The sequence below is a fragment of the Marinobacterium sp. BA1 genome, assembly GCF_041155135.1.
Classification (GTDB): domain Bacteria; phylum Pseudomonadota; class Gammaproteobacteria; order Pseudomonadales; family Balneatricaceae; genus Marinobacterium; species Marinobacterium iners.
This window is the reverse complement of the sequence record NZ_BAAFHC010000001.1, coordinates 3,276,903-3,293,656: the sequence shown is the minus strand read 5'-3', so window position 1 is coordinate 3,293,656 and position 16,754 is coordinate 3,276,903. Positions and strand designations below refer to the sequence as shown.

The window sequence follows — 16,754 nt, the reverse complement described above, 5'->3', positions numbered from 1 at the left end:
ATTAATTATGATCATGGATTAACATGCTTGACCGCCACCACCTGATGATACTGCGCGCCGTGGACCAACAAGGTTCGCTGACTGCCGCCGCCGATACCCTGTGCCTCACCCAATCCGCCCTGAGTCATTCAGTGCGCAAGCTGGAGCAGCAGTTGGGTACCCCCGTGTGGCAGAAGGAAGGCCGTCGCCTGCGCCTGACTCAGGCCGGCCGCTATCTGCTGCGACTGGCGGAACGGCTGCTGCCTCAGTTCGAGCACGCCGAAGCGGTGATGCAGCAGTTTGCCAGTGGCGAGCGCGGCACCCTGCGCATCGGCATGGAGTGCCATCCTTGCTACCAGTGGCTATTGAAGATAGTGAACCCTTACTTGCAGCAGTGGCCCGATGTGGATGTGGACGTGCGGCAGAAGTTTCAGTTTGGTGGCATGGGCGCCCTGTACGGCCACGAGATCGACCTGCTGGTTACACCGGACCCGCTGCACCGTAGTGGCCTCGTCTTCGAGCCGGTTTTCGATTACGAACAGGTGCTGGTGGTGGGTCCTGAGCACCCACTGTACGGGCAACCTCAGGTTGAACCGAAACAGCTGCTCAACGACACTCTGATCACCTACCCGGTTGAGCCGGAACGGCTGGATATCTTCAACAGCTTTCTGACCCCGGCAGGTTGTGCACCGCGCCGCCACAAGCAGATCGAGACCACCGACATCATGCTGCAGATGGTAGCTGCCGGGCGTGGTGTCGCAGCACTGCCGCGCTGGCTGGTCAGTGAGTACCAACAAAGGCTGCCTCTGCACCCGCTGCAATTGGGAAAATCAGGCGTCGCCAAACAGATTTTCCTTGGTCTGCGTAAAGAGGATGTGGAGACTGACTACCTGAACGCCTTTGTCGAACTGGCACGCCAGTACAATCAGCCTCCAGCCTGATACTGCAAACAACTGGCCGGTGCTCAGTCACCCAGCAGATGTACCAACCCCCGTCCCAGGGTGGCGCGCCAGTGGAAGAAGTCATGGCCAGCGCTGAACTCTTCCAGTTTCACCGGATAGCCTTTTATCTGCAGGATCTGCTCCAGCTGGCGGTTGGCATTGAGAATACCGCTTTCGCCAAAGTCGGTCTCGAAACGGCCGGCACTGAGGTAGAAGCGGATGGGCAAGCGTTCAGACTTGGCCAGCTGCGCATTGAGCCATTCAGGACGTTCCGCATCCGCCGGGCTCCACCAGAACGACCCTGACTGGCTCAGCACCAGGCCAAAGTGTTGTGGATAACGATAGGCCGTGCAGGCAGATGCCAAGCCGCCGAAACTGGCACCGGCCAAGAGGGTTTTATCCCCAGAGAAACGCAAACCGGTTTTATCCACAACAAATGGCAGCAGCTCCTCTGCCATGAAGTCGGCAAAGTCTGCGTTGCAGGGCAGCTCCGTACGCCGTGCTGCACGACTGGGATTGCTGACAAAAACCGCTGCCGTGGGCGGTATCTGACCCGATTCGATCAGATTCGACAAAATACGGGGCGTGGGTACTCGTGATTGGTACTCAGCACCATCAAAGAAAATGGCCAGCGGTACCTGCTCACCCGACCCCGCTTCAATGCCTTCGGGCAGCCAAATATCCACATCACGGGTGTTGCCCAAACGCTCACTGCTCAAACGGTAGTGCCAAGCGTCCGGCAGCCGACCATCACCTTTGAGCAACAGGTCAGAAGGCGCCTGATCCAGCTCCAGAATGGAGTTGAGGTTATAGCGATCATTCAGACCATCCGGCGACCACTGGTTCGGATTCAGGGGGTCTTTTTGTGCGGTAGCCATAATGGCGACCCGCTGCTCGCGTTCCGTTCCTGCGACCTGCGGCACATCCGGCGCCAGCTTGTAGCTCATGCGAGTATCACTGGGCAAACGATAGCTGCGAAACCAGATATCCGAACTCCCCAGGCGAAACAGCGGATCATGCTCATAACCCGGTGCGCCCAGCATCAGCACTCGCTCACGGGCACCGCGCCACAGGAAGGTGACTAGACGTTCATTCGCCGCCAATTCTGCCTCAGGCACATCCTGCGGCCATTCAATCAAGGGAGTGCCTGAGGCCGTCAATCCAGACCAGATCTCATCGACACTCTGCCCTGCTTGCAATGCAGCCAACGCCCGGTGCACCTGAGGGCTGTCCATCTCGGGAGCATTCACCTCCCCCGGTGCCAACAAGGGTGCCTTTTCCAGCGCCAGCGACAGTTGCACGGGTGTATCACCGGCACTCAATACCAGCTGATAGGCTTGCCCCTGAGGAGCACGAAAGGCCACCCGTGCATCCACATCACCCGCTCGGGTCAGATGGCGCACCGGCGCGCCTTCGGAATCGACCAGCAGTGCGTTGACCGGGCCGTTGCCACTGAGTTGCCCACGCAGGTAGTCCCCCTGTGCCAACTCCAGGTCCACCACCCGCGTTTCGCCGGCCGGCAGGGACAGCGTTTGCTGCAGCGGCAGCGCCCATGCAGCCGTTGTCACCAGCGCGGTGCTTGCCACGGCCAGTGCCAGCGTATTCATCCTTTTCAACATAGGTTCACTCATAAAAAAGGGCGGTGCTCAGGTAACAGGAACACCGCCCCGGGGAGAGACAAGTAATCAGAAGTCGTAGCTCAGACCCACGTAGACGCTGCGACCCACCACATTACTGTAGTAGTCATCATCGTCGTCATTCAGGTCCACGTTGGTGAGGTTGTTGATACCGCCACGCAGGGTCAGATCCGGTGCCACACGGGAGTTTGCTGTCAGGCTCACCAAGGTATAGGCGGACTGGGCCTCGTTATCCCAGTTTTTCTGCTCACCAAAGTAATCCACACCCAGACGCAGGCCGGTATCGGCAGTGGCCTGCCAGTTCAAGCCGGCATTCAGCTTGTGGCGTGGGCGGAAGGCCAGCTCGGCATCGCCGTTTTCTTCGGTATCCATGTAAGTGTAGGCCGCATCCAGGCTCAGAACGCGGTTCAGATCAACCTGACCTTCCACTTCCAGGCCGGTGACCTGAACCTCATTCAGGTTGACCCAGGCACGGGATTGGGTAGCAGCATCGTAGGTGGCGGTGATCATATCTTCCACATCATTGCGGAACACCACTGCACTCATGCGCCAGTTGCTGGCACGGGTTTCAACACCCAGCTCATAGTTGACGCTGGTTTCCGGCGTCAGGTCCGGGTTACCCGGGATAAAGCAGGAACCACCACAGCTGACGATCTGGTATTCCTCGATAATCTGGTGTGGCCGCGGTGCCTTGTACGCCTTACTGATACCACCCTTGATAGAGACAGCGTTGTTCAGCTCGTACACCAGGTAACCACGCGGGGTGAACTCACCGTCGAAGTCATCGTGATCCTCATAGCGGCCACCCAGGGTCAGGCGCAGCTTGTCAGTCAGCTGCATTTCGTCCTGCATGAACAGGGCCTGCTGGCTGGCGTCGCTGCTGCCAGATTGGGTAAAGGCGACCTTGTCGCTGACTTCCTGATTGCGATATTCGTAGCCCATACTCAGGCCGTGAATGCCCAGATTCATGCCGGCACTACCGGACAGCGTCAGGTTGGTCTCTTCCAGATTGCGCTGCTTGGGGTCCGGATAGCGGCTGTTGTAATCGTCGATTTCGCCGTCTTCATAATTGACGCTGAGCAGGGTACGGCCCCAGTCCCAGTCACCCTCATGGCTCAGAGCATAGGTGGTGCGCTCGATTTCCTGCTCGCGATATGAGCCACTGGCGTAATTATCATAAGGGCGCTCATCATGGTTGATCATCAGATCCGCATTCACGGTCTGACGTTCATCCAGATCCCAGCTCAGCGAGCCGGACAGGTTACGCGCTTTCTTCTCTTCACGCTCCGGCACCGTATCAACATCGTTAATATACCAGGCGTCACGGTTGTAGAACTCACCACTGAGACGCAGGTAGAGATTGTCTGTCAGGGAGCCGGCGGTGGACAGGTTGGTACGGAACTGGTCGCCTTCTTCACCCTCGGTGATGTGCTCATAGACCACGTCCACATTGGTGACCCAGTCCTGCGCACCCTTCTTGGTGATGATATTGATAACACCCCCCATGGCATCCGCACCATAGAGCGACGACATGGGACCACGCACAATTTCGATCCGCTCAATACTGGCGCGTGGAACCGCACTAAAGTCGAAATCACCGCCACGCCAAAGGGCATTGCCGGAGGAGATGCGGCGGCCATCCACCAGAATCAGGGTATAACCGGCATCCAAGCCACGCATGCGCACTTCGTCACGGCCCGCACTGTCGGTGGTGTTGATCACACCGGCGCTACGGCTGACCAGATCAGCCACACTTTCGGTCGGATTGTCACGCAGCGCATCAGCATCGATCACGGTAGTAAAGGCCGGTGCGGTCATCTGGGTATGTTCGGTACCCGATGCACTGATGACGACCGTGTCCATTTCCTGAGTGGCGGCAAATGCAGATTGATGCGCCAGCATCAACCCGGCTGAAAGCGTAGAAAGGGCAAACGCCCGAATCGGCTTTGATGGATACATTTTGTCTTATACCTGTAAGAATGTGTGTGAGCCCCTTGTTGGCCATGCGGCGGAGGGCTTCTTGAGTACAGTGAGAGCGTGTGGCGCCCTGGAAGGGGTCAGAGCACCAAACACTTAAGCTTAATGCTAATTGTTATCATTTAGGTAATCAATAGATTGTACTCGATGCGCGCTGCCCAGGCCGAATACTCTGTACTAACGCCCTGCCTGGCCCCGGCGATTCATTTCCCACACAATGACGTATCCTAGAAAGATTCTTTTTCCGCTTGAGACCCAATCATGTCCCACCAGGCATTGAGCGATTTTATCCACAACCACCCCCGCTTGCTGGTGTTGACCGGTGCCGGTATCAGCACCGACTCTGGCATCCCCGACTACCGCGACAGCAACGGTGACTGGAAGCGCAAGCAGCCGGTACAGCACCCGGAGTTCATGCGCTGCGAGCACACCCGTAAGCGTTACTGGGGTCGCAGTCTGGTCGGCTGGCCGGTGATGCGTGATGCACGGCCCAACGCGGCACATGCTGCCTTGGCACAACTGGAACGGCTGGGCCATATCGACCTGCTGGTAACGCAAAACGTGGACGGCCTGCATCAGCGGGCCGGCAGCGAGAGGGTTATCGACCTGCACGGCCGATCTGATCGGGTGATCTGCATGAGCTGTGATTTCAGCTGCAGCCGTGACGAGGTACACCATCAAAGCGCCGACCTGAACCCTGCCTTCACCCACTTCAGCGCCGAGACCGCCCCAGACGGCGATGCGGACCTGGAGGTGGATTTCAGTGACTTCCGCATACCCGACTGCCCTCACTGTGGCGGAATTTTGAAGCCTGATGTGGTGTTTTTCGGCGATAATGTACCCAAACAGCGGGTAGTGGATGCACTGGACGCCCTGCATCAAGCCGATGGTCTGCTGGTGATCGGCTCATCGCTGATGGTCTATTCCGGCTTTCGCTTTTGCCGCCGTGCCCATGAGTGGAATAAGCCGATCGCGGCACTGACCCTGGGCAAAACCCGCGCGGACGAACTGCTCAGTCTGAAAATCAACCAGCCCATCAGGCCGGTTCTGAGTGCTGCGCTGGAACAACTGAGTATCAAATGACATACACAATAGGTGATATAGTAGCCACTCTCCCTATATAATTGGCTCTATTAATACTGTTGACGGAGCCGCAGCTGATGAATTCAGCTATTTGTTCGGCCAGATCTGATCAATCAGCAGCCCTCATGCGATACCTGTGGCTGTGTCTGCTTTGCCTGTTGGCGCTTGGCCTGACGCGAGCACAGGCCGAAACCGTGCCACTGAACCAGCACTGGGAATACCGCTGGGGCGACTCACCGTTCAAGGATGACACTCCCGTTTGGACCATCGAGGCCGATGAGGCCCAATGGCACCCTATCAGCTTTCCGTCCAACCCACCCGGGCGGGAGGGGCGCGAAAACATCTGGTATCGCACCCAGATCCCTGAAGATGACTGGCGCGACCCGGTACTGTACATCTTCAGTGTTGATCTGATTGTCGAGGTATACCTTGAGGGTGAGCGCATCTACCACTACGGCGAATTTGATGCCCAGGGCAAGGGCCGTTTCGAGGGTTGGCCCTGGCACATGATCCCGCTGCCCGAGGATGCCGCAGGCAAGCCGATCCATTTTCGCGTCTACTCCAATTACATGGACATCGGTCTTTGGGGTGAGGTCAAAATCATGGACCGGCTTGAGCTTTATCAGCAAATTCTGAAGGAATCGATCGATAGCCTGATCATCACCCTGTTCAACCTGTTAATTGCCGCTCTGGCACTGCTGTTTGCACTTTTCAAATCCGGTCGTCTGACCCTGCTTGCTCTGGGGTTGTTCTCGTTGGCCAGCGCAGGTCTTGCCCTGAGTACAAGCCAGGCTAAACAGTTGCTGTTCAATCATGCTCTTATATGGGAATACATTGGAGCCGGCAGCTACTATCTGCTGCCCATCGCACTGGCGCTGATGCTACAGGCATGGTTTGGGCGACTGCGATGGCTTTACCGCTCACTGGTGGGGCTGTTTCTGGTCTACCTGATCGGCGCTCTGGGGCTCTCGCTCATGGGTGTGGTAAGCCTCGCCAATACCTACCCTCTGTTCGACTTGCTGTTCGCGGTGCTGGTACCGGTCATGCTGCTTTGCACTGTGTATCAATTGCCGCAAGCCAACAGCGACCAGCGTATCATGCTGCTGGCCACCACCACCCTGACGCTGCTGCTCCTGGTGGATATGGCGGTTGCCCATGGCTGGATCTCCTGGAGCCGGATTCCGGTCGGTTGGGGCTCACTGATGTTTTCACTGGCCATTGTGGCACTATCGTTACGGCACTTCATTCACACCCAGAACGCACTGGCACATCTGAATGCCACACTTGAAAACCGCGTGGTCGAGCGCACCTCAGAGTTGAAAATACTGGCCCGGCGCGAAGCCGATCGTGCGCGTGCTCTGGAGTTCGGCAATCGCAAACGCGCACTGCTGGATAAAATGATAAGCGCTATGGAGCAAAGCGAGACTGCTGAGCACGCCATCAAACGGATGGCGGCGCACCTTCCCGATCTGTGTGAACCGCTGCCCGGCGGACTTTATCGCAAGACTCAGCATCACTGGGAGCTGGAGTTACACTGGTGCCAGGAGACCCTGCCCTCGCGCTATGCGTTAACTGACACGCCCCGGCCTGAAGGGGATGAGTGGCACAGCTTCCGCATCGAATATGAAGACCCCCGCAACGGCAACCAGCTGATCGGCATGCTGGTGGTCAACCTCGACAGTCGCAATATCAATTTTGAGCAGCTGAACCCGTTAACACTGCAAAACCTGTTCCTGCGGGCTGTCGACCGGATCAACCTGACCCTGTCCAAAGTGGTACTGCAACAGGCGTTGAGTCGCTTCTCCTACGAGGATGCGCTGACCGGCCTCAATAACCGGCGCTTCCTTGATGAAATGTTGTCCCGCGAGGTCGCCCTGGCACATCGCAATCATAGTCCGTTGACCGTCATGATCTGTGATATTGACCATTTCAAGCGACTCAACGATACCTACGGGCATGCTGCCGGTGATGAGGTGCTGAAAAGCGTTGCCCGATTGTTGCGGACAACCTTCCGCGAAACCGACATTATCTGTCGCTTTGGTGGCGAGGAGTTTGTTGTGGTCATGCCTGCGGCAACGCTGCAGGACTGCCAGGATCGCGCTGAACAGCTACGCGCCAGCATGGCCAGCCAGACATTCACATATGGTACCGAAATAATCGGCCCCGTGACCCTCTCAGCCGGAATCAGCGCTCTGAACCCCGAAAGTGATACCGCTGATGACCTGTTGCGTCGGGCCGATAATGCGCTGTATCAGGCCAAGGCTGGCGGACGAAACCGTGTCATCAGCGCTAATACCGAGCTTCAGCCATAACCTGTTGACCCAAACGCCTAAAGCAGTGGCACGGATGCTATCCGTGCCAGCGGCCCGAACAGCTCACTGGCGCGGTAACAACTCAGCTCCAACTCACTCACCCGCAGCGTCAATGACTCGGCTCGGTTGAATGAACTGATCCTGGCCTGCAGCTGCGACCAAGACAACGCCTGTTGGAACAGCCCAACCGTCAGATGCGGCACATATTCGGCTTGCCGCACTTCCGAGCTGATTGTCTCAAGCCGCTCACGCAGCACTGCCAACACACCCTCGGGATCACTTACCTGCAAATAGGGTGCGCTGGCAAAACTGTCCAGCCCCCCGATCTGTAATGAAAAGGATGCCTGTGCCAGCATTTCCAGCGCCTCACATTGCAACTGTTGTGCCTGCCGCGTGAAATCATCATCCCTGTGCTGCACCAGCGCATCAAACCCACAGACAAACAAAGTGATATGGGCCTGCCGACGGTAGTCTTGATGCAACCAGGGCGAAAGGTGCTGCTGCGCGGCCTGCAGACGCTCAAGCACAAGCCTGTCACGCACCGGCAGCGTCCAGACACAATACATCTGGCGGCCATAATGCCACTCGGGATAGTCACGCAATTCGCAGGGGATGGTAAAGAGAGGGGAGGAATAAAGCATGGTACAGGATGTTAACGGGTGAGTGCCTGAACTTCAGCCCCCAAAACCAAAAACGGGCCACAAGGGCCCGTTTTTTACGCGTATCGAACTCGAGGTTCAGATCGCGACGATGTTCTCAGCCTGAGGACCTTTCTGGCCCTGAGTAACTGTGAACTGAACCTGCTGGCCTTCGGTCAGAGTTTTGAAGCCTGAACCGGAGATGGCGCTGAAATGGGCGAAAACGTCCGGGCCATTCTGCTGTTCGATGAAGCCGAAGCCTTTAGTTTCGTTGAACCATTTAACGGTGCCAGTAGTAGTAGACATAATAGTATTCTCGTTCGAAATATAATTTTTGGGCGTAACCAAATGCTGGTCATGCTCCGATAATGCTTTAGGTAATGCTGGTACTTATGAAAACAGAACGAGGTACATACGATTAGGCAGGACTTCGAAATGGTGCATAAATGCAGGTGTTACTCTCAAGCCATTGCAGTCTACGCTGATTCGGTAGGGAGTCAAAGCATTATTTCAACTATTTTCAGGCATTGCCAAAAGAAGTGAACAAAAAACGGGCCACAAGGGCCCGTTTTTTGCACTGACTGAACTCAAGGTTCAGATCGCGGCGATGTTCTCTGCCTGAGGACCTTTCTGGCCCTGAGTAACATTGAACTGTACCTGCTGGCCTTCGGTCAGGGTTTTGAAGCCTGAACCGGCAATGGCGCTGAAATGGGCGAAAACGTCCGGTCCACCGCTCTTCTGCTCGATGAAGCCAAAGCCTTTAGTTTCGTTGAACCATTTAACGGTGCCAGTAGTAGTAGACATAATAGTATTCTCGTTCGAAATATAATGTGTGAACACAGCCAGCAAAATACTGATCTGGTTCGGGTAATGCTTTTAATAATACAAGGACTTATGAAAACAGAACGAGGTACATACGATTAGGCAGGACGTCGAAATGGTGCATAAATGCAGGTGTTACTCTCAAGCCAGTTCAGAGTACGCCTATTATTGAGCCAGTGACAGTTTTATTTAACTTATTTCAATTAAAGACTGCAGCCTTATATTTAACTGCAGCCTTTTCAATCGCTTAACGTTATTTAGGCCGACACACCTGATCACCATAATAGTTATTGCTGTAATTGCAGTCAGGGCATGCCTGTTCGGTCACGGGTACGGCGGCAACCGCAGCCGGGCGTGATGAATGTTCAAAGGATGAAACGATGTAGCGGGCAACGTCAGTCATGTCGAGGGCTCCTTGGGTGTCAGTTGCAACCAGATTACCCGCTGACGATTGTTTGTTGAAATTTATTGTTTTTAGGATATCAATTGCCAAAAGCTATATAAGTAAATCCTGTCCCGCCACACCGTCTGATCGAAATTCACACAGTGGATAAAACAGATAACAGGATACTCCACAGGCACACACATCACTGTCCACAGCATTCCGAACCTCCGGTCAGAAACTCCGTCAGGGTTGACATCCATATTGTGCATCAAAAAGATCACCCCCTGATCAGTTTTACAGATCCCGTACTGCAAGGGCTTAAGGGCGATGTTTGGACCCGTTGTGCCGAGGTTTTCCACAGAACTGTTCAGGGGTTCTGGGGATGGTTTTCACAGAATTAATTTTTCTTCGACTGAGGCGGTGGGGAAAACTGAAAAGATATACACAGCAATGGATGGTTTAGTGGGTGTGCATAACTGGTGCTTTGGGAAGCCCTAGTGCGTAGCGACGATACATACTGGTAACATGATTTTCTGAGACTCGGATGGAGCCCTGCTATGCCAAGGAAAGACTGGACACCAGAACAGGTAAAACTGGCTTTTCATCTTTACTGCCAACTCCCTTACGGACGTCTGCACCGCAGCAACCCGGAGATCATCGCTCTGGCCAACCTGATGGGCCGCTCGGCGAACTCGGTCGCCATGAAACTGTGCAACCTGGCCAGTCTTGATCCGGCGATCACCGCATCAGGCCGCAAAGGTCTGACAGGTGCCTCAAAACTGGACCGAGCCATCTGGGACGAATTTCATGCCGATTGGGAGGGACTGGTAGTGGAAAGCAGCCGAATAAAAGCCGAACTGGAACAGACCTCAGGCGATACAACGGAAACTGAATCCGCCAGTGAGGAACTGATAGACGACTTTACAGGCGAAACCCGCAGTCAAATCGTGCAGCAACGCATCAAGCAGTCGTTTTTCCGCCGCGCTGTGCTGTCGAGTTATCACCACCGCTGCTGCGTCACCGGCCTCTCGGAACCACGCCTACTGATCGCTAGCCATATCGTCCCTTGGAGTCAAGACAAAACCAACCGACTCAACCCCAGCAATGGGCTTTGCCTATCTGCGCTATATGATCGGGCCTTTGATCAGGGATTGATGACGTTTGATGAGGATTGGCGGGTTGTGCTGTCCGCACAACTCAAACAGCCAGAGCCTGCCATGCAGCGCTTTTTCCAGGCGGTCGAAGGGCAAAAGATTGTGATGCCTGAGCGGTTTAGTCCTGATCCCGGATTGATGCAGCAGCATAGGGATCAGATTTTTGTGGGGGGAGGCTGATCTGATGGACGTGGGGTTTATTCTGCTTTGCGCTGTGGATTCAACCCAACGCCGCCGCTCACGAAACCAGCCCCAATAATTAGTTGACCGACAGCAACCAGTCATGCACATCAGAAATTTTACTCTGATCTCGTTATATAATCACTGTGAAAAGGAGAGCCATAAGTATGATAAACGCCATCCATGATGCTATTTTTGAAGGCGATATAGATCGAGTCAGATCTATTTTGAATAATGGTATAGATATTGAGGCAAAAAATTGCGACGGCGATACTCCTTTTTTGACTTGTTGTACGTATAGGCCTCTTATTGAGATAATGAATTTGCTTGTTGACTATGGTGCTGACATAGATGCGCGAAACATTAATGGAGAAAGTTCATTATCTATAGCAGTGAATCGTAAAAAAATAGCTGTTATAGATTTCCTTCTCAATAAAAATGCCGAGATAAATGTTGTTAGTGACGATGGTCAGACACCACTATTTCGGGCCATTTATAAAAATCAATTAGCATATGCTAAGGAGATGCTGCGGCGTGGAGCAGATCCTAGCCTTAATCCGAGCAACCCGGAAAGCGGGACTTCTTTACTTTGGGCGGCTGGCACTGGTGATCTTGAGCTGGTGAAGATGCTGGTAGATTGTGGAGCAGATATTAGTTCGCCGGGGATTTTACATTCAGCAATTAAACATATGCATATCATGAAATATTTGATTGATCAGGGGGTCGATGTTAATAAGAAAGGTGCATGGGGATCAACCGCATTGCATATAGCTGCATATAAATGTGAAAAAGATGCTGTTGAGTTGCTAATTAATAATGGTTCCGATATTGGAGTAAAAGACGATAAAGAAGATCAAACTCCCTACGAGTGGGCTCTTGAGGGGGACTGTCAGTGTGAAATCATCGGGAATCTTTTAAAAAGTGACTAAGTGTGGGTACTAAGGAGGTTGTTCACGCCGGTTAAGTTCGAGATGCTGGTTATTGCCAAACAAACAGCACAGAACAACCGACATGAACAACCCCCATAAAAATGCACGAACCACGCCCCATATTTGAGCCCTGATCGTTGATCACGCGATACGTCAGCAACAATCCATCATGGATATCGCCCACACATTCGGTATCAGTAGGCGTACGGTGTATAAGTTGCTTGCTCGCTATCGAGAGGCAGGTGAAGCAGGTCTTGAGTCAGCATCCAGCCGTCCCCACGCCCCACCGAGGCAGATGCCGAAACAATAATGGGTTGAGCTGATACAGAAGATGCGTCTGACGCTCAAATGGACCACCAAGCAAATCGCACAGGCACTGAGTCTGGCGTACTCCACCGTGACAGCGGTACTGCGTCGACTGAAGCTCAATCGCGCCTCACACCTGGAGCCGGTGCAACCTGTGCAGCGCTACGAGCACCCCAAGCCGGGTGACATGCTGCATATGGATATCAAGAAGCTGCCTCGCTTCGAGAGGCCTGGTCACCGCGTAACAAACGACCGTCGTCAGAACACGCTAGGTGCGGGTTATGAGTGCGTCCATACGCGCCCAGAACGAACGGCAAGGCGGAGCGTTTTATACAAACAATGATCCGGGAATGGGCATATGCGGTGCCCTACGCAAACGACATATTAAGGACTTGGGCACTGACAGACTGGATCAATCACTACAATAAACAACGTCCGCATGGCAGTATCGGAAATCTACCACCGGTGTCTCGAATACCGAAGCTGCGTGAACAACGTGTTTAGTATTCACAGGTAGCAGCACTAGGAACAAGGAGCCGGCAATCATGAGCGCCAGCCCATTAATATATCGAATATTAATGTCCCATAAACAACGTTAAACGAGCCCTATCGCGTTACGCCCTGCCCAGCTGTTTTGTGTTTGTCAGTCACTCACATTAGAATATGCATAACGACTAATAAGTAATCCAACGCAATAGTCACGCCGTAGCTAATCAAATCGGTTCATTACTTTACCAAGCAGGAGCTTACTGTGCTGTCACAACGCTACACCCGTCTGGTCACCACACTACTGATGTCGATGGTCATGGTTACCCTGATGACGTTTGTGATCACCGCCATCAACACCGGTTTCACCGAAGGCTTCTCGTCACGTTGGGGCATGGCGATTCTGATTGCCTGGCCGATCGCGTTTCCGCTGATTTATGTGCTGCCCAAGCGCATGCAGATGCTGGCCGGTCGGATTTGCAGCCTGCCTCATTAAATCAGTGTACTGAGTTTGCCCCTCGAGCCTGCACCTTGCAGGCTTTTGTCCCCTTGGCACAGCCTAACCTTCAATCCATCCAACTGCCTCTTCTTGTCATCTTGGCCAGGCCAGAGCCTGTAATATATAAAAGCTATCGAACCATTAATTACGATTAATTTCACACATTCATTGCCGCTCGATACCATAGCTCCATATTCGAAATGCGCCCAACGCCGAACGGGAGATCCACAGGACAGGCGGACGGTCGCAACATATAACTTTACCGAGAGATGACGCACATGTTGGATACCAATCTGAAGCAGCAGTTGAACACCTACCTGAAGAACATTGTTACCCCGATCGAGCTGACACTGACCACCAATGACAGCGACAAGTCCAAGGAACTGGCGGATCTGACACATGAGATCGCCGAGCTGTCTGACCAGATCAGTGTGAAGGCTGGCAGCGATCGTCGCGCACCGAGCATGGCCGTAGGCGCCGCCGGTCAGGCACCGCGCGTCAACTTCGCCGGCATCCCCATGGGCCATGAGTTCACCTCGCTAGTACTGGCGCTGCTGCAGGCCGGGGGCCACCCGTCCAAGGCTGATGCCGCGCTGCAGGAACAGATCCGCAACCTGAAAGGTGAGTTCCACTTCGAGACCTACATCTCGCTGTCATGCCAGAACTGCCCGGACGTGGTACAGGCATTGAACCTGATGGCGGTGCTGAACCCGAACATCACCCACACCATGATCGACGGTGCCCTGTTCCAGAAAGAAGTTGAAGAACGTCAGATCATGGCCGTTCCGTCCGTCTATCTGAACGGCGAACACTTTGGTCAGGGCCGCATGACGCTGCCGGAGATCGTCAACAAGCTGGATACCGGCGCCGCCGAAAAGAAAGCGGCTGAGCTGAACGAGCGCGAGCCTTACGAAGTGCTGGTGGTGGGCGGTGGCCCGGCCGGTGCCTCTGCTGCGATCTACGCCGCACGCAAGGGCATCCGTACCGGTGTGGTGGCCGAGCGCTTTGGCGGTCAGGTGATGGATACCGTCGGTATCGAAAACTTCATCTCCGTGCCCTACACAGAAGGCCCGAAACTGGTCGCCAGCCTGGAGCAGCACGTTAAAGAGTATGAAGTCGAGGTGATCACCGAGCAGTCCGCCGCCAAATTGCGCAAGGGCGAGCTGATCGAGGTGGAACTTGCCAGCGGTGCGACCCTTAAAAGCCGCAGCGTGATTCTGGCCACCGGCGCTCGCTGGCGTGAAATGAACGTACCGGGCGAGCAGGAATACCGTGGCAAGGGCGTGGCCTACTGTCCGCACTGCGACGGCCCGCTGTTCAAGGGCAAAAGCGTGGCGGTGATCGGTGGCGGCAACTCCGGCATCGAAGCGGCGATCGACCTGGCCGGCATCGTCAAGGACGTAACCGTACTGGAATTCTCCGACACCCTGCGCGCCGACAGCGTGCTGGTGAAGAAGGCAGAGTCTCTGCCCAACATCAAGATTATCAAGCAGGCGATGACCACCGAGGTTCTGGGTGACGGCAACAAGGTGATCGGCCTGAAATACAAGGACCGCAAGACCGATGAGTCTCATGTGGTGGATGTGGCCGGTATCTTCGTCCAGATCGGTCTGGTGCCGAACAGCGAGTGGCTGAAAAACAGCCTGGAGCTGACCGAGCGCGGCGAGATCGTCATCGACAGCCACGGCGCCACCTCCATGCCGGGTGTGTTCGCGGCGGGCGACGTGACCGCCACACCGTACAAGCAGATCATCATCTCGATGGGATCAGGTGCAACGGCTGCGCTGGGTGCCTTCGATCACCTGATCCGCAACTGATCGCCCCTTCAAAGCGAACTCTATCTCTCTTCAGCGTTTTGCTGACTTCCACCGCCCTTCGGGGCGGTTTTCTATCACTATACTGCGTCCTACCCAACGCACGATTGACCTCACCCTTGTCTTGCGAAGGCAAAATAAACTACTTGTGGCAGCCTAAATAGGTATTTACACCTAAATATTACAAGCTCACCCCAGTATCAAGCTTGGGCCAATTATGAAGAATGTATTCCTATGCCTTAGATGATAGAAGCTGAGAAAAAGGAATACTCCACATGAACAAACATAGCCTGACACAGGACAGCACGTCCTCAGAAGCACTTGATTCTGTATCCATCTACGAGTACTCCGGCGGCATTATTGGCCCAAGCAAAGAGATGCTTGGGCCCGTAAAAAACGGCGGCAAGATCCAAGCTGGCACTCCACCCGGTTGCTGGGGACCCATGATAACCCCCGCATTCCAGGGTGGGCATGAAGTTACCCTGCCGGTCGCCGTAGAAGGTGCCGACGTGGGCGATGCAGTGGCATTAACAATCGACCGAATCACAGTCACTTCCCTGGCGACCTCTTCCGGTGTTATGGAATTTGTTGAAGGTCGTTATCACGGAGACCCCTTTGTCGCTAAGTACTGCTCCAGCTGTGGCACTGAACAACCTGCCAGCCATGTTGAAGGCATTGGTGATGACGCGATTCATTGTGATGTGTGCGGCGCGGAGGTCAGTGCTTTCCGCTTCAGCAACGGTTACGTCATCGTCCTGGATGAGAAAAACAAGCTTAGCCTGACTGTCAATCAAGAGATCGCCAACAGGCTGGCTGGCAAGGCACCGGAGATCTCCAGACTGCCGGAAGCATCGGCCCAGCACTCCATTCTGTCATTAGCACGGGCCGACATGCCAGGTGTAGCGGCACGTATGATCCCTTTCTTGGGTAATATCGGCACGACCCCCTCTCGTGATCTGCCCGATTCCCATAACTGTGGCGATTTTGGCAAGTTCCTGATTGATGCGCCACATAAATATGGCTTGAGCAAAGAGGAATTGTACGCAGCCAAAACCGACGGACACATGGACACAAACTCGGTACGGGAAGGAGCGATCCTCATCTGCCCAGTCAAGATAAAAGGTGCCGGCATCTACTTGGGCGATATGCATGCACAGCAAGGCAACGGTGAAATTGCCGGACATGCCACAGATGTATCAGGTGAAACAGAGCTCAGTGTAGAGGTGATCAAAGGGCTGGAGCTGGAAGGCCCTATTTTGCTTCAAAATATTGAAGACCTGCCTCCCATGGCTGTTCCGTTAAATGCTGAAGAGCGCGAAAAGATCAAAACATTAGCCCAGCACTGGGGCCAGGATCATATCGAAAAAAGTGGCCCTGTCACGTTTATTGGTACCGGCGAAAACCTGAACGAAGCCACTGAGATCGGACTAAGACGGGCTTCAAAAGCAACGGGGATTCCTTACGAGGAAATTCTAAACCGCGCAACCATCAACGGTTCAATCGAGATTAGCCGTTTGCCGGGAGCTGTTCGAGTAACTTTCTTGTGCCCACTCGATATTCTCGACCGAATGGGAATCGGGCACCTGGTGCGTCAGAAATATAATTTATAAGG

Annotated in this window: 14 protein-coding genes and 1 pseudogene; 9 read left to right on the top strand and 6 right to left on the bottom strand. The window is 54.3% G+C overall.

From position 1 onward, the window contains the following. Nucleotides 1-23: 23 nt before the first annotated feature. The gene (locus ACAM29_RS16060; RefSeq protein ID WP_354411119.1) at nt 24-920 is read left to right on the top strand and encodes a LysR family transcriptional regulator; all 897 of its coding nucleotides are present in this window, start codon (nt 24-26) and stop codon (nt 918-920) included. Between the two features lie 23 nt (nt 921-943). Here the strand turns inward: ACAM29_RS16060 and ACAM29_RS16055 are convergent, their stop codons facing one another. Together ACAM29_RS16055 and ACAM29_RS16050 are read right to left on the bottom strand one after the other, a co-directional pair. Further along, the gene (locus ACAM29_RS16055) at nt 944-2,539 is read right to left on the bottom strand and encodes an alpha/beta hydrolase-fold protein (protein WP_369624704.1); all 1,596 of its coding nucleotides are present in this window, start codon (nt 2,537-2,539) and stop codon (nt 944-946) included. A gap of 66 nt (nt 2,540-2,605) precedes the next feature. After that, nucleotides 2,606-4,516: a TonB-dependent receptor plug domain-containing protein gene (locus ACAM29_RS16050; protein ID WP_369624703.1), complete on the bottom strand. Its 1,911-nt coding sequence runs from the start codon at nt 4,514-4,516 to the stop codon at nt 2,606-2,608. Nucleotides 4,517-4,795: 279 nt separating this feature from the next. Here ACAM29_RS16050 and ACAM29_RS16045 point away from each other — a divergent pair, with 279 nt between their 5' ends. Both ACAM29_RS16045 and ACAM29_RS16040 read left to right on the top strand, forming a co-directional pair. Beyond that, on the top strand, nt 4,796-5,617 hold the full coding sequence (locus tag ACAM29_RS16045; protein WP_091827722.1) for an NAD-dependent protein deacetylase: 822 nt from the start codon (nt 4,796-4,798) through the stop codon (nt 5,615-5,617). A 125-nt stretch (nt 5,618-5,742) separates the two neighbouring features. Beyond that, on the top strand, nt 5,743-7,929 hold the full coding sequence (locus ACAM29_RS16040) for a diguanylate cyclase (protein WP_369624702.1): 2,187 nt from the start codon (nt 5,743-5,745) through the stop codon (nt 7,927-7,929). Between the two features lie 17 nt (nt 7,930-7,946). Here the strand turns inward: ACAM29_RS16040 and ACAM29_RS16035 are convergent, their stop codons facing one another. From ACAM29_RS16035 to ACAM29_RS16020, 4 genes are all read right to left on the bottom strand, one after another. Next, on the bottom strand, nt 7,947-8,570 hold the full coding sequence (locus ACAM29_RS16035) for a 2'-5' RNA ligase family protein (RefSeq protein WP_369624701.1): 624 nt from the start codon (nt 8,568-8,570) through the stop codon (nt 7,947-7,949). 96 nt (nt 8,571-8,666) lie between these two features. After that, complete coding sequence (locus ACAM29_RS16030) at nt 8,667-8,873, bottom strand: cold-shock protein (protein WP_091827725.1); 207 nt, start codon at nt 8,871-8,873, stop codon at nt 8,667-8,669. Between the two features lie 288 nt (nt 8,874-9,161). Further along, nucleotides 9,162-9,371 (bottom strand): cold-shock protein, encoded by a 210-nt coding sequence (locus tag ACAM29_RS16025; protein ID WP_091827726.1) that lies wholly within the window; start codon nt 9,369-9,371, stop codon nt 9,162-9,164. A gap of 271 nt (nt 9,372-9,642) precedes the next feature. Continuing rightward, a complete protein-coding gene (locus ACAM29_RS16020) occupies nt 9,643-9,792 on the bottom strand; it encodes a hypothetical protein (RefSeq protein WP_175527703.1) in 150 nt (49 codons plus the stop codon). A gap of 539 nt (nt 9,793-10,331) precedes the next feature. Between ACAM29_RS16020 and ACAM29_RS16015 the strand changes: the two genes are divergently transcribed. The 6 genes and pseudogenes from ACAM29_RS16015 (at nt 10,332) to ACAM29_RS15990 (ending at nt 16,752) form a co-directional block, all read left to right on the top strand. Then, a complete protein-coding gene (locus ACAM29_RS16015) occupies nt 10,332-11,108 on the top strand; it encodes an HNH endonuclease (protein ID WP_369624700.1) in 777 nt (258 codons plus the stop codon). Nucleotides 11,109-11,275: 167 nt separating this feature from the next. After that, nucleotides 11,276-12,037, top strand: a complete 762-nt coding sequence (locus tag ACAM29_RS16010; RefSeq protein ID WP_369624699.1) for an ankyrin repeat domain-containing protein — start codon at nt 11,276-11,278, stop codon at nt 12,035-12,037. 130 nt (nt 12,038-12,167) lie between these two features. Next, nucleotides 12,168-12,847, top strand: a pseudogene (locus ACAM29_RS16005) (integrase core domain-containing protein). Between the two features lie 247 nt (nt 12,848-13,094). Further along, a complete protein-coding gene (locus ACAM29_RS16000) occupies nt 13,095-13,325 on the top strand; it encodes a DUF2798 domain-containing protein (RefSeq protein WP_242530050.1) in 231 nt (76 codons plus the stop codon). A gap of 281 nt (nt 13,326-13,606) precedes the next feature. Continuing rightward, nucleotides 13,607-15,145 carry an alkyl hydroperoxide reductase subunit F gene (ahpF, locus tag ACAM29_RS15995; RefSeq protein WP_369624698.1) on the top strand — a complete coding sequence of 513 codons (1,539 nt, stop codon included), beginning with the start codon at nt 13,607-13,609 and terminating at the stop codon, nt 15,143-15,145. 272 nt (nt 15,146-15,417) lie between these two features. Next, on the top strand, nt 15,418-16,752 hold the full coding sequence (locus ACAM29_RS15990; RefSeq protein ID WP_369624697.1) for an acetamidase/formamidase family protein: 1,335 nt from the start codon (nt 15,418-15,420) through the stop codon (nt 16,750-16,752). Nucleotides 16,753-16,754: the final 2 nt, after the last annotated feature.

Excerpts from the sequence above, each read along its gene's own strand:
- ACAM29_RS16060 (WP_354411119.1), top strand. The coding sequence starts at position 24 with ATGCTTGACCGCCACCACCTGATGATACTGCGCGCCGTGGACCAACAA.
- ACAM29_RS16040 (WP_369624702.1), top strand. The coding sequence starts at position 5,743 with ATGCGATACCTGTGGCTGTGTCTGCTTTGCCTGTTGGCGCTTGGCCTG.
- ACAM29_RS16050 (WP_369624703.1), bottom strand. The coding sequence starts at position 4,516 with ATGTATCCATCAAAGCCGATTCGGGCGTTTGCCCTTTCTACGCTTTCA.
- ACAM29_RS16010 (WP_369624699.1), top strand. The coding sequence starts at position 11,276 with ATGATAAACGCCATCCATGATGCTATTTTTGAAGGCGATATAGATCGA.
- ahpF (WP_369624698.1), top strand. The coding sequence starts at position 13,607 with ATGTTGGATACCAATCTGAAGCAGCAGTTGAACACCTACCTGAAGAAC.
- ACAM29_RS16055 (WP_369624704.1), bottom strand. The coding sequence starts at position 2,539 with ATGTTGAAAAGGATGAATACGCTGGCACTGGCCGTGGCAAGCACCGCG.
- ACAM29_RS16030 (WP_091827725.1), bottom strand. The coding sequence starts at position 8,873 with ATGTCTACTACTACTGGCACCGTTAAATGGTTCAACGAAACTAAAGGC.
- ACAM29_RS16020 (WP_175527703.1), bottom strand. The coding sequence starts at position 9,792 with ATGACTGACGTTGCCCGCTACATCGTTTCATCCTTTGAACATTCATCA.
- ACAM29_RS16015 (WP_369624700.1), top strand. The coding sequence starts at position 10,332 with ATGCCAAGGAAAGACTGGACACCAGAACAGGTAAAACTGGCTTTTCAT.
- ACAM29_RS16045 (WP_091827722.1), top strand. The coding sequence starts at position 4,796 with ATGTCCCACCAGGCATTGAGCGATTTTATCCACAACCACCCCCGCTTG.
- ACAM29_RS16025 (WP_091827726.1), bottom strand. The coding sequence starts at position 9,371 with ATGTCTACTACTACTGGCACCGTTAAATGGTTCAACGAAACTAAAGGC.
- ACAM29_RS16035 (WP_369624701.1), bottom strand. The coding sequence starts at position 8,570 with ATGCTTTATTCCTCCCCTCTCTTTACCATCCCCTGCGAATTGCGTGAC.
- ACAM29_RS15990 (WP_369624697.1), top strand. The coding sequence starts at position 15,418 with ATGAACAAACATAGCCTGACACAGGACAGCACGTCCTCAGAAGCACTT.